This is a genomic window from Kitasatospora sp. NPDC029312 (assembly GCF_055569215.1).
In genome coordinates this window covers 42,753-54,215 of sequence record NZ_JBVHXY010000002.1, presented here as the reverse complement: position 1 = coordinate 54,215, position 11,463 = coordinate 42,753, and the positions used below count along the sequence as shown (strand labels likewise).

Here is an 11,463-nt window from a genome sequence, read left to right as displayed (position 1 = left end):
CCCCGGTGGGGAAGACGGTGGCAGCACCCCCGCCCCCGAGGGTTGACCGACACAGGGGCGTGGGGGGCCTGGTTTCCTTCGGTTGGGGGTTCCCCCCCCCCCCCCCCCCCAGGTCCGCTCCAGGATCCGCCGGGCGTGGCCGGAGGCGAGGAAGGCGGGGAGCGTGCCGTCCTCCCGGGCCAGCGCGGCCAGCCGGTACAGGCCGGGGCCGAAGGCGGCCCGCTGCCCGGGCAGTACCAGGGCCCGCAGGAGTTCCTCGTACGCCGCGGCGTACCGGCGTCTGCGCCGGGCGCCCGGAGCCCGCCCGCGCGGGGGGCGTCCCCACAGCGCCAGGTCGTGCGCCCCGTGCCAGGCGGGCGAGAGCCGCTCGGCGTGGTCGAGGCCTTCGGGGCCGGTCAGCAGGTACAGCTCGAACTCGTGCTCCGGCAGGCCCTCGGCCAGCCGGTCGCACCAGGCTCCGGCACCACGCCTCGGATGCGGTCGGGCACCCTCGGTGAGCAGGGCGACGCGCACGGAAGACCTCCTTCTGCCTCGGAGAGGGGCGGCGACGGCGGCCCCCGTCTGGGCCGGCCGTCCCCTCGCACCGCTGGGGCGCCCCTCGGGAAGGGGCCGCGGGAGCCGCGGGGCCGTACGCCGGGACGCTCGCCCGGGCCGTACGCCGCGTGCTCCGGCGTCAGCGCCCCTCCCCCACACCTGTTCGGTCCGGCAGCAGAAAGGTAGGACCGGCCCGGGGCGATCCATCGGTCACATGCCTGGCTGCCACCTGAACGAGTGAACCACCGTGACCTCGCCCCGAATCGGGGCGTTACGAGGCGCTATACGGGCGCGCCCCGGCGCGTCGGCAGGCGGGGGGCCCGTGCGTTGGCAAGCAGGGTTACCTCCCGCGTCAGCGGCCCGCGTGCGCGATCAGCTCGCGGACGGCGCGGGCGACCGCGTCGGGGTGCTCCAGCATCGCCACGTGGCCGGAGTCGGGCAGCACCAGCAGCCGGGCGTCCGCGAAGGCGGCGCAGGCGCGCCGGGCCGAGCGGTAGCCGACGAGCTTGTCGCGCAGCCCGTACACCAGCAGCACCGGCGCCTCGACCTGCTCGGCCTGCCGCCACAGCGCCTGGTCGCCGCGCTCGGTGTAGGCCGAGACGATGCCGCGGGCCGAGCCGATCAGGGCCGGCATCGCGTGCGGCAGCTCCAGCCGGCGCCGGTACTCGGCCACCGCCTCGGCCCGGGCGGCCGGGCTGAGCGCGGCCGGGTCGCCGTAGACCAGCCGCAGCAGGTCCTCGGTGGCCGCCTCGACGCCGTGCCGGCCGGCGGGCATCCGGCGCAGCAGGGCGGGCACGCCGGGCAGCGCGAGCAGGCCGGTGGACCAGGCGGAGCGCTGCGGGGGCAGTTCGGGCAGCGCGGGCGAGACCAGCGTGAGGCTGCGGACCAGGTCGGGGCGCAGGGCGGCGAGGCGGACGGCGACGGCGCCGCCGAGCGAGTTGCCGAACAGGTGGACGGGGCCCCGCCCGGCGGCCTCCAGGTAGCCGATGACGGCGCGGACGTGGCCGGAGAGGCTGAGGTTGCCGTCGGCGGGCGGCTTGGAGCGGCCGAAGCCGGGCAGGTCGACGGCCTCGCCGTCGACGAGACCGCTGAGCCGGTCCATCAGCGCGGTCCAGTTGGCGGCCGAGCCGCCCAGGCCGTGCACGAAGAGTCCGGGCTCACGCCCGTCCGGGCCCGCCGTCTCGGCGGGGCGGTGCACCGCGAGCACCGCGCCGGGGACCTCGACCGTACGTACCTGCTGCTCAGCGCTGCTCATGGTGGACGATGGTAATGAGCCCCGGCCGGGGGCGGCGGGGGGTGGTCCGGCCGTTCCGTGCCTCGTCACACCCCTGCCGAGGCCGAGGTCAGCGCCGTATTGTGGGCTCCTGACAAGCGGGTCGAGCAGCTTTTCTCGCCTTCGCCGAACGCGGGCGCGGTTACCGAAAAGTAGAATCGGCCCTCTTGCCAGCCCCGAACAACCCCGAAGTGAGGAGCGCCGTGACGGCCATCCAGGAGGCGCAGGAGCGCCCGCGCGGTGCCCGCCTGCCGCGAAGCGCCCGCCGTGAACAACTGCTCGGTGCCGCCCAGGAGGTGTTCGTCGCGCAGGGCTACCACGCGGCCGCCATGGACGACATCGCCGACCGCGCCGGGGTCAGCAAGCCGGTGCTCTACCAGCACTTCCCCGGGAAGCTGGAGCTGTACCTGGCGCTGTTGGACAAGCACTGCGACGCCCTGGTCGAGTCCACCCGCGAGGCGCTGGGGACGACCACCGACAACAAGCTGCGGGTGGCCGCGACGATGGAGGCGTACTTCAACTACGTCTCCAGCGAGTCGGGCGCGTTCCGGCTGGTCTTCGAGTCGGACCTGACCAACGAGCCCGCCGTCCGCGAGCGGGTCGAGCGGGCCTCGGAGGCCAGCGCGACGCTGGTCAGCCAGGTGATCCAGGAGGACACCGACCTGCCGGAGTCGGAGTCCAAGCTGCTGGCCGCCGGGGTCTGCGGGCTGGCCCAGATCACCGCCCGGTACTGGCTTTCGCAAGGGCTGGAGATCCCTCGCGACGAGGCGGTGCGGCTGGTCGCGAGCCTGGCCTGGCGCGGGCTGAAGGGCTTCCCGATGCATCCGGGCGACCAGGCCGGGGAGGCCTCCGCGCAGCGGTGACGATCCGCTGACCTTCGCCTGGCCGGTGATCGGGTGCTCTATGGTGAAGCCGTACGGCGCGGTCGCCGCGAACGCCTGTCCCAGGTGGTCTTGGTGCCCGCGCGTGGAGGCTGCAACCCCGGAGGGACGGAAGCCGTGGAGGTCAAGATCGGCGTGCAGAACGCGCCGCGCGAGATCGTGATCGAGAGCTCGCAGACTGCCGATGAGGTCGAGAGCGCGGTCGCGAAGGCGCTGGAGGGCTCGACCAAGCTCTTCTCGCTGACCGATGAGCACGGCCGTCGCGTCATCGTCCCGGCCGAGCGCCTGGCGTACGTGGAGATCGGCGAGCAGGCCGTTCGGAAGGTCGGCTTCGGCACCCTCTGAGGCGCCGACCGAGCAGGTCGTCCCGGTGCCCCGTTCCCGTCAGGGAGCGGGGCACCGTCGCGTGTACGGCCGGGTGGGCCGGGGTACGGCGACAGGTGCGGCGCCGGTGCCGCGCACCCGTCCCCGGGGAGGCTGCCTTGCTGGTCGAGTCGCTCGTCTTCGCCCTCGTCGGCCTGGTCACGGGCGCGACCGCGGTGCTGGGCCTGCCCGGCTACTTCCGGGCGTCCCGTCCGCTGGTCACCGGCACGGCACTGGCGGCGGCGCTGTTCGGCGGGGTGCTCGCGCACTTCTGCCTGGACGCGCGCTACCCGGTGGTCGCGGTGGCCTTCTCGGCGCTGGCTTCGGGCGTGGTCACCTCGCTGCTGGCCCGGCCGGACCTCGCTCCCGGGCGGGCTCCGGCGCACCGGCACCGCCCGCACCGGGCCCGCGCCCACCGTGCGCCGCGGCGGCACCGGCCGGCCTGACGGCCGTCAGGAGGCGAGGCCGAGCGCGGCCATCCGCCGGGTGTGGGCCTCGGTGATCCGGTTGAACATCTTGCCGACCTCGACCAGGTCGAAGCCCTGCACCTGGACGCCGCCGACCAGCAGGTTGGACAGCGCGTCCCGCTCGGCGACCACCCGCTGGGCCTGGCTGAGCGCCTCGCCCATCAGCCGTCGGCCCCAGAGGGCGAGCCGCCCGCCGGCCCGCGGGTCGGCCTCGATGGCCTGGCGGACCTTGTCGACGGCGAACTGGGCGTGGCCGGTGTCGGACATGACGCCGAGGACCAGCTCGCGGGTGTCGTCGTCCAGCCGGACGGCCACCTCGCGGTAGAAGTCGGTGGCGATGGCGTCGCCGACGTAGGCCTTGACCAGGCCCTCCAGCCAGTCCGAGGGGGCGGTCATCCGGTGGAACAGCTCCAGCGGCTCGACGAAGGGGCGCATGGCCTCCTGCGGGTCGGCGCCGACCTCGGCGAGCCGGTCGTGCAGCCGCTGGTAGTGCTGGAACTCGGAGGAGGCCATCCGGGCCAGGGCCGCCTTGTCGGCGAGGTCCGGCGCCAGCTTCGCGTCCTCGGCGAGCCGCTCGAAGGCGCTCAGCTCGCCGTACGCGAGGGCGCCGAGCAGGTCCAGCACCGCCGCCCGGTAGCCCGGGTCGGCCGAGCACGTCGCCCAGTCGCCGATCGAACCGGCCGCGCCGGCCGCGCCGTCCTGCGTCTCACCATGGGTCTCCATGACCCGCCACCTTAGTGCGGGCCGGGCGCCCGCCCCACCACCCGGCGCAGCCGGGTGACCGCCCGCCGGGCCCGGTCAGGGGCCCGCGCCCGGGGGTGGTGCCGGGGGCGATGTCAGACTCGTCACGTGTTCGAGTCGTCGCCTGACTGTATGGTGGTACGGAGCCCCGTCGTGCTCGCTCGGTCCCACCGCCGTCTCGGTGGCCCGCGCAAGCCCGCTCCCTAGCGTCACCGTCCCTCGGACGTGTCCGCACCGGAGGCACGGGTACTCACGTACGCGGATGCCCGGTCGGAGAGCCGATCGGCTCCGACCATGGCTTGGACTTCAAGCCTTGGCACCGCATCAGTGGCCGAGCGAGGGCCGCCGAGACCACGCCCGCAGGCGCAGGTCCCGCGCAGGTCCCTCACGGGAACCCTCCCCGACGCCGCCGGCGACGCGCCCCGCACCGGGCCGCGCGCACCGGCCGGCCGCAGGGACCGGCGCGGTTGTGCGTCCGCGCAGCTGTCATCAGGGCCGCCAAAGGCCCGTACGCAGCCGCGCGGCTGCCCGCCCGCCGCTCGCTCTCGGCCCCTCCGAAAACGGAAGAGGCAGCACCCTGTCCACCACCGCTGAACCCATCAAGACGACGTTCCGGGACCTGGGGATCCTCCCGGAGACCGCCGAGGCGCTCGAGGCCGTCGGCATCGTCCATCCCTTCCCGATCCAGGAGATGACCCTCCCGGTCGCCCTGACCGGCCACGACGTCATCGGCCAGGCCAAGACCGGCACCGGCAAGACCCTCGGCTTCGGCCTCCCGCTGATCGAGCGGGCCGTCGTGCGCGCCGACGTGGACGCCGGCCGGGCCACCGAGGAGCAGCTCACCGAGTTCCCGCAGGCGCTGATCGTCGTTCCGACGCGTGAGCTCTGCACCCAGGTCACCAACGACCTGCAGACCGCCGGCAAGGTCCGGAACGTGCGCGTCTTGGCCGTCTACGGCGGCCGCGCGTACGAGCCGCAGGTCGAGGCGCTCGCCAAGGGCGTCGACATCGTCGTCGGCACCCCCGGCCGACTGCTGGACCTCGCCGGGCAGAAGAAGCTGAACCTGTCGCAGGTCCGCGCGCTGGTCCTGGACGAGGCCGACGAGATGCTCGACCTGGGCTTCCTGCCGGACGTCGAGAAGATCATCACCATGCTGCCGGCCAAGCGGCAGACCCTGCTGTTCTCGGCCACCATGCCGGGCCAGGTGATCAACCTCGCCCGCCGGTACATGAGCCAGCCGACCCACATCCGGGCGACCGCCCCGGACGACACCGGCACGACCGTCGCCAACATCGAGCAGCACATCTTCCGTGCCCACTCGCTGGACAAGGTCGAGATGGTCTCGCGCATCCTGCAGGCCGACGGCCGCGGGCTGGTCATGATCTTCTGCCGCACCAAGCGCACCGCCGCCGACGTCTCCGACCAGCTGACCCAGCGCGGCTTCGCGGCCGGCGCGGTCCACGGTGACCTCGGCCAGGGCGCCCGCGAGCAGGCCCTGCGGGCCTTCCGCAACGGCAAGGTCGACGTGCTGGTCTGCACCGACGTCGCGGCCCGCGGCATCGACGTCGAGGGCGTCACCCACGTCATCAACTACCAGTGCCCCGAGGACGAGAAGACCTACCTGCACCGGATCGGCCGCACCGGCCGGGCCGGCGCCTCCGGTACGGCCGTCACCCTGGTCGACTGGGACGACATCCCGCGCTGGCAGCTGATCAACAAGGCGCTCGACCTGCCGTTCAACGAGCCGGAGGAGACCTACTCCACCTCCGCGCACCTGTACGAGCTGCTGAAGATCACGCCGGGCATCAAGGGCGTGCTGCCGCGTTCGGAGCGCACCCGGGCCGGGCTCGGCGCGGAGGAGATCGAGGACCTCGGCGAGACCGGCGGACGGGGCGCCCGCTCCGGCCGCGGTCGCGGCGGGCGGGCCGACTCGGGCCGCCCGGCGGTCGAGACCCCGGCGGAGGAGAAGCCGCGCCGCACCCGTGAGCGCCGCCGCACCCGCCGCGGCGACACGGTCGGCGCCGAGGGCGAGGCCGCTCAGGTGACCGAGGGCGCCGCCACCGGCGCGTCCGTCGAGGCCGCCGAGGGCGAGGCCGCGCCGCGCCGTCGTCGCCGCCGTTCCCGCGGGGGCGCCGCCGCCGCCGAGGGCGCCGTGCCGGCGACCGAGGCCGTGGCCGAGGCCGCCCCGGCGGCTGCGGCCGTGGGGACCGTCGCGGCGGTCGAGGCCGTCGCGTCCGTTGCCGAGCCGGTCACCGCACCGGTCGCCGAGGAGAAGCCGCGCCGCACCCGCACCCGCAAGCCGAAGGCGGAGGCCGTCGAGGCCGTCGTCGAAGCGGCCGTCGAGGTTCCGGTCGAGGCCGCTCCGGCGGAGAAGCCGGCGACCCGCACCCGGACCCGCAAGCCGAAGGCGGAGGCCGCGGAGGCCGCCGTCGAGGTTCCGGTGGAGGAGAAGCCCGCCACCCGGACCCGCTCTCGCAAGCCGAAGGCCGAGACCGTCGAGGCCGCTGCCGAGGCCGTCGAGGCCCCGGCCGAGAAGCCCGCGACCCGGACCCGGACCCGCAAGCCGAAGGCCGCGGCGGAGATCGCCCCCGAGGCTCCGGCCGTCGACGCCCCGGCCGCCGAGGTCCCGGCTCCGCGCAAGCGCACCCGCACCCGCAAGGCCGCGGTCACCCCGGAGAGCTGACCGACCCACCCCCGAGGGGGCGGCCGGGCCCACCACGGCCCGCCCGCCCCCTCGGGCGTTCGCGGCCGCACCTCGGGGCACCGGGGCCCGGCGACGCGCAGGTCCGCGCTGGTGCGGCGGGCGCCGGTGTCCGCCTTAAGCTCGGGGTTGTCGGCCTGTCCTGGGAGGGAAGCGATCCATGAGCACTCCGCCGTTCCTCACGTTGCCGGCCTGTGCGCGGGCCGAACGGATCACGACGCCGCGGGGGGAGTTCGCGGCGCTGCGGGCGGAGCCGGGCGGGGCGGTGCGGGGGTCGGCCTTGCTGGTGCCGGGGTTCACGGGCAGCAAGGAGGACTTCATCGGGCTGCTGGAGCCGCTCGCCGCCGCCGGGTACCGGGTGACGGCCGTGGACCAGCGCGGGCAGTGCGAGACCGGCGGGCCGGACGACCCGGCCGCCTACGAGGTGGCCGCGCTGGGCGCGGACGTGCGGGCGCTGACCGGGGTGCTGGCGGCCGAGGGCGGACCGCTGCACCTGCTGGGGCACTCCTTCGGCGGCCAGGTGGTGCGGGAGGCGGTACTCGCGGCCGCCGGGCAGGGGCCGCTGCCCTGGCGTTCGCTGACCCTGCTGTCCACCGGTCCGGGCGCGATCGACCCGGCCGAGGCGGCCCGCACCAAGCTGCTGCTGGACGCCCTGCCGGTGCTGAGCCTGGAGGAGATCTGGCAGGTCATGCGGCAGATGGACGAGAGCAGCGGGGAGCCCAAGGCCGCCCTGCCACCGGAGGTCGCGGAGTTCCTGCACCGCCGCTGGGTGGCCAACGTGCCCCGCGCGCTCGCCGTGACCGGCGGGCACCTGGTGGCGGCGCCGGACCGGGTGGAGGAGCTGGCCGCGGTGGTCGCCGGGGTGCTGCCGGTGCTGGTGCTGTCGGGAGTGCGGGACTACGCGTGGCCGGTGCCGGAGCAGTCCGGGATGGCGGAGCGGCTGGGCGCCCGCCGGGTGATCATCGCGGACGCGGGCCACTCCCCCAACGCGGAGCAGCCGGCCGCCACCGCCGAGGCGCTGGTCGCGTTCTGGGCCTGAGCCGCGTTCCGGGCCTGAACCGAGTTCCGGTCTGAGCCGCGCTCTGCCTGGCGCGGGGCCCGGCTGACCAGGCTTGGCGAAGTGGTATGAACCACTTTCGGAAGTCCGACCGTCTTCAACGCGGGACAAAAGTCGTTAGTTACGGTAATCTTTGATTCTGTCCGGGAATCATCGCCGGTGCTCTCACCGGAGCCGATCAAACGAAACCCGGACGTTACGGACGGGCAACGGCCCAGTAGCACCGCCACGACACCGTGGCCGCACCAGGCAATGGACGCACCGCGCAAGCAGGGGGAGCACTTGCCGCAGCAGGCCGCCGCACGCACCACGCGACCGATCCGGCAGTTCCGCCGGATCCGCACGACCCCGAAAGAGCTGATACCGACTCAGCCGCAATCGCCCCGCCCGACGGGGCCAGGAAAGGAGACGCCCATGACCAAGCCCATGCGCTTCGAGATCCTCCGACTGGACGACACCGACGGCTCCGCCACCGACCGGCTGATCGCCGACGCCGAGACCGTCCGCGAGTACGTCGAGGCCGCCGCCCGCACCGGCGAGCGCCTGCTCATTCGCCCGTGCCCGACCGTCTGACCCAGCGCGGCGCCTCTGACCGAGAGCCCTCACCCGCCGCCGACGAGCCGGGCACGTCCGACCCCGAGGTCCCGATACCCGACTGACGCCCCGTCACCGAATTCGCCGTTGACGGGGCGTCAGTGCGTCCGGGCCTGACCGCGGGGACGTTTGCCGCCGCCCGGGACGGGACATCCCCCAACGGGAACCGCTCGCGCCGCGCCCACTCCGCGTCGGCCGGGAGTCCGCCACCGACAGGTGCCGCCGTGGCCGTCCGTACGGGTGATCGTCCTTGACGCGGCGGTCCGGAGGGAGGAGCGTTGTCGGCTATGAGGGGCGAGCCAAGTTGCCCGAGGTGCGCCGGTCGGGTCCGCGCCCCCGGTCTGTTCTCAGACACCTGGCAGTGCGACCGGCACGGAGCCGTTCACCCGATGCAGCCGGTGCTGCCCCCCAGTGTGGAAGCCCTGGGCGTGGCCGTCGCCCGCTCGCAGGTCCCGGTCTGGCTGCCCTGGCCGCTCCCGGTCGGCTGGCTCTACACCGGCATCAGCCACGTCGGCGACGACGTCTCGGGCGCCCGGGCCACCGCCGTCGCCTGCTCGGGACCGGCGCCGCTCGGCGGCTTCGGCGAACTGGTGCTGGTCGCCGAGGAACTGGGCGTCGGGCTCGGCGCCCGTTACGCCGGACTGCCCGGGCCGGACCCGGGCGACTCGGTCGGCCTCTACAAGCCCGCCGACGCCAAGCTGATGGCCGCCGGGCGCCCCACCCCCATGTTCCACGTCCCGGACGCCCCGGCCGACCGCGCGGTGTTCGTCGGCGAGGCCCGCGGGCTCTGGCTCTGGGCGGTCGCCTGGCCCGAGCAGTCCGCCCTGGTGATGTACGACGAACTGGTGATCACCGACCTGCGCGAGGCCGGCGCCGAGCTGGACCTGCTGCCCTGCGGGGCGCTCTCCCCCCGGCTGCTCGGCTGAGCGGCCGCAGTCCTATCCTGGGCGGCACCCACGAGCCTCAGGAGTCCGCCCCGTGCGCATCGACCTGCACGCCCACAGCACCGCCTCCGACGGCACCGACAGCCCGGCCGAGCTGGTCGCGGCGGCGGTGGCCGCCGGCCTCGACGTGGTGGCGCTCACCGACCACGACACCGTCGCCGGCCACGCCGAGGCCGCCGAGGCGGTGCACGCGCTGCCGGACGCCACCCGGCTGACCGTCGTCCCGGGCGCCGAGCTGTCCTGCGTGGTGGACGGCATCAGCATGCACCTGCTGGCGTACCTGTTCGACCCGCAGGAGCCGGAGTTCGCGCGCGAGCGGGAGCTGGTGCGCACCGACCGGTTCCGGCGCGGGCGCGCGATCGTGGAGCGCTGCCGCCTACTCGGCGCGGACATCAGCTGGGAGCAGGTGCAGCGGATCGCCGGGGCCGGCTCGGTCGGGCGCCCGCACATCGCCAGCGCGCTGGTCGAGGCGGGCGTGGTGGCGACCGTCTCGGACGCCTTCACCCCGGAGTGGCTGGCCAACGGCGGCCGGGCGGACGTGCGCAAGCACGAGACCGACCCGGTCGAGGCGGTCCGGCTGGTCCGGGCGGCCGGCGGAGTGCCGGTCTTCGCCCACCCCGGCGCGGACAAGCGCGGCCGGACGGTCCCGGACCGGGTGATCGCCGACCTCGCGGCGGCCGGGCTGGCCGCCCTGGAGGTCGACCACACCGACCACGACGAGGACACCCGGCGGCGGCTGCGCGCCCTGGCGGGCGAGCTGGGCCTGCTGGTCACCGGCTCCAGCGACTACCACGGCAGCCGCAAGACCGTGCGGCTCGGCGAGTACACCACCGATCCGGCGGTGTACGAGGCGCTGCTGGCCCAGGCCACCGGGGCCAAACCGATCGAGCACTGAGCCCGCGGGGCACTGAGCCCGCGGGGCGCCGGGCTGGCGAGGCGCTGGCTCGGCGGGGCGCTGGGCGGCCGCCCGCGCGACCGGCCACCACGCCGCGCTCCGGCGTACCGGTGCGCGGGGCGGGCACCCGCAGCCGCCCGCACGCCCCTCCTGAGCGGTCGTCAGTCCAGCCGGACGCCGCGCCGGTCCGGATCGCGCAGGTCGGTGCCCTGGTCCAGCCAGCGCTCCCGGAGCGCGGCCGCGCCGTGCACCCGCTTCCAGCCCGCCTCATTGGGCGTCATCGGCAGCAGCGGCAGGAAGCGCACCGGCTCGGCGGGCTCGGCCAGTTCGAGGTCCTCGATCAGACCGCCCGGCTCGGCGGCCAGCACCGAGGTGAAGGGGGCGCCGTCCCAGAGCGGGGCGCCGAGGTCCAGCGAGCCGCCCGGGGCCACCACGAGGCCCTCGACCTGCGGGGTCGCCGCGAAGGTGGCGAGGCTGCGCAGCACGCTGTCGTGCCCGCCGCGCACGGTCAGCACCAGTTCGACCCGCGGTCCGCGCACCTGGTCGGCGACCGGCGCGGTCGGGTCGGCCATCGGCGCGGCGGACATCCCGAGCGTGGCGTAGCGGACCAGGCCGTCGGCGTCCGGGCCGAAGCGCAGCACCTCGATCCGGTCGGCGCCGAGGAAGGTGACGGCGGCACGGCCGCTCGGCTCGCCGAAGGTGGAGATCAGCCGGGCCTCGACGGCGGCGAGCACCGCCTCCCGGGAGAGTTCCGGGGAACTGCCGCCGTGGGGGCCGCCGAAGGACGGGAAGTCATGCGCCATGCCGGTGAGCGTAACCCGCCGGGGTGTCCGGGTTTCGTGGGGGCGGTGCGGTGGGCCGTGCCGCCAAGGACCGTAAAGGGCGGTGGAACGGCGGGGCGCCGATGCCCGGTCAGATGTTAGGGTGAGCGACTGGCCACCGGGATCGTTCGTTTCCCGGGGCGGCGGCGCGAAGGAGGTGGTTGCGGTGGATACCGGCCGACCATGCAGTAC

General features: G+C 75.0%; 12 protein-coding genes (1 of these 12 cut by a window edge). 8 read left to right on the top strand and 4 right to left on the bottom strand.

Annotated elements, in window-relative coordinates:
* Both ACZ4WV_RS01810 and ACZ4WV_RS01805 read right to left on the bottom strand, forming a co-directional pair.
* Positions 1–741, bottom strand: partial view of a DUF3492 domain-containing protein gene (locus tag ACZ4WV_RS01810; protein ID WP_465741752.1) — the 5' end (the start) only. 1,335 nt of this gene lie to the left of the window's left edge; 741 of the gene's 2,076 nt are visible here — the first part of the coding sequence; it begins with the start codon at positions 739–741; its stop codon lies beyond the left edge, outside the window.
* Positions 742–886: 145 nt separating this feature from the next.
* Positions 887–1,789, bottom strand: coding sequence for an alpha/beta fold hydrolase (locus ACZ4WV_RS01805; protein ID WP_465741750.1), 903 nt, complete (start codon positions 1,787–1,789; stop codon positions 887–889).
* A gap of 221 nt (positions 1,790–2,010) precedes the next feature.
* Here ACZ4WV_RS01805 and ACZ4WV_RS01800 point away from each other — a divergent pair, with 221 nt between their 5' ends.
* The 3 genes from ACZ4WV_RS01800 to ACZ4WV_RS01790 all read left to right on the top strand — a co-directional run bounded on the left by ACZ4WV_RS01800 (position 2,011) and on the right by ACZ4WV_RS01790 (position 3,497).
* The gene (locus tag ACZ4WV_RS01800; protein ID WP_465741748.1) at positions 2,011–2,670 is read left to right on the top strand and encodes a TetR/AcrR family transcriptional regulator; all 660 of its coding nucleotides are present in this window, start codon (positions 2,011–2,013) and stop codon (positions 2,668–2,670) included.
* 135 nt (positions 2,671–2,805) lie between these two features.
* Positions 2,806–3,033 carry a DUF3107 domain-containing protein gene (locus ACZ4WV_RS01795; protein WP_465741746.1) on the top strand — a complete coding sequence of 76 codons (228 nt, stop codon included), beginning with the start codon at positions 2,806–2,808 and terminating at the stop codon, positions 3,031–3,033.
* A gap of 137 nt (positions 3,034–3,170) precedes the next feature.
* A complete protein-coding gene (locus ACZ4WV_RS01790) occupies positions 3,171–3,497 on the top strand; it encodes a hypothetical protein (protein WP_465741744.1) in 327 nt (108 codons plus the stop codon).
* A 6-nt stretch (positions 3,498–3,503) separates the two neighbouring features.
* Here ACZ4WV_RS01790 and ACZ4WV_RS01785 read toward each other — a convergent pair whose 3' ends face one another.
* Positions 3,504–4,241, bottom strand: coding sequence for a ferritin-like fold-containing protein (locus tag ACZ4WV_RS01785; RefSeq protein ID WP_465741742.1), 738 nt, complete (start codon positions 4,239–4,241; stop codon positions 3,504–3,506).
* Positions 4,242–4,950: 709 nt separating this feature from the next.
* Between ACZ4WV_RS01785 and ACZ4WV_RS01780 the strand changes: the two genes are divergently transcribed.
* The 5 genes from ACZ4WV_RS01780 to ACZ4WV_RS01760 all read left to right on the top strand — a co-directional run bounded on the left by ACZ4WV_RS01780 (position 4,951) and on the right by ACZ4WV_RS01760 (position 10,450).
* Positions 4,951–6,942: a DEAD/DEAH box helicase gene (locus ACZ4WV_RS01780; RefSeq protein ID WP_465741740.1), complete on the top strand. Its 1,992-nt coding sequence runs from the start codon at positions 4,951–4,953 to the stop codon at positions 6,940–6,942.
* Positions 6,943–7,120: 178 nt separating this feature from the next.
* Positions 7,121–7,999: an alpha/beta fold hydrolase gene (locus tag ACZ4WV_RS01775; RefSeq protein WP_465741738.1), complete on the top strand. Its 879-nt coding sequence runs from the start codon at positions 7,121–7,123 to the stop codon at positions 7,997–7,999.
* A 432-nt stretch (positions 8,000–8,431) separates the two neighbouring features.
* The gene (locus ACZ4WV_RS01770; RefSeq protein WP_380615731.1) at positions 8,432–8,590 is read left to right on the top strand and encodes a hypothetical protein; all 159 of its coding nucleotides are present in this window, start codon (positions 8,432–8,434) and stop codon (positions 8,588–8,590) included.
* A 308-nt stretch (positions 8,591–8,898) separates the two neighbouring features.
* Positions 8,899–9,537: a DUF6758 family protein gene (locus tag ACZ4WV_RS01765; RefSeq protein ID WP_465741736.1), complete on the top strand. Its 639-nt coding sequence runs from the start codon at positions 8,899–8,901 to the stop codon at positions 9,535–9,537.
* Between the two features lie 52 nt (positions 9,538–9,589).
* Positions 9,590–10,450: a PHP domain-containing protein gene (locus tag ACZ4WV_RS01760; RefSeq protein WP_465741734.1), complete on the top strand. Its 861-nt coding sequence runs from the start codon at positions 9,590–9,592 to the stop codon at positions 10,448–10,450.
* A 161-nt stretch (positions 10,451–10,611) separates the two neighbouring features.
* On the opposite strand, the gene ACZ4WV_RS01755 is transcribed toward ACZ4WV_RS01760, so the two are convergent.
* Entirely contained in the window at positions 10,612–11,253 is a 642-nt protein-coding gene (locus ACZ4WV_RS01755) for a suppressor of fused domain protein (protein WP_465741732.1), read from the bottom strand.
* Positions 11,254–11,463: the final 210 nt, after the last annotated feature.

Coding starts and splice junctions, on each gene's coding strand:
- ACZ4WV_RS01755 (WP_465741732.1), bottom strand. CDS start 11,253: ATGGCGCATGACTTCCCGTCCTTCGGCGGCCCCCACGGCGGCAGTTCC.
- ACZ4WV_RS01775 (WP_465741738.1), top strand. CDS start 7,121: ATGAGCACTCCGCCGTTCCTCACGTTGCCGGCCTGTGCGCGGGCCGAA.
- ACZ4WV_RS01785 (WP_465741742.1), bottom strand. CDS start 4,241: ATGGAGACCCATGGTGAGACGCAGGACGGCGCGGCCGGCGCGGCCGGT.
- ACZ4WV_RS01770 (WP_380615731.1), top strand. CDS start 8,432: ATGACCAAGCCCATGCGCTTCGAGATCCTCCGACTGGACGACACCGAC.
- ACZ4WV_RS01780 (WP_465741740.1), top strand. CDS start 4,951: ATGACCCTCCCGGTCGCCCTGACCGGCCACGACGTCATCGGCCAGGCC.
- ACZ4WV_RS01805 (WP_465741750.1), bottom strand. CDS start 1,789: ATGAGCAGCGCTGAGCAGCAGGTACGTACGGTCGAGGTCCCCGGCGCG.
- ACZ4WV_RS01765 (WP_465741736.1), top strand. CDS start 8,899: ATGAGGGGCGAGCCAAGTTGCCCGAGGTGCGCCGGTCGGGTCCGCGCC.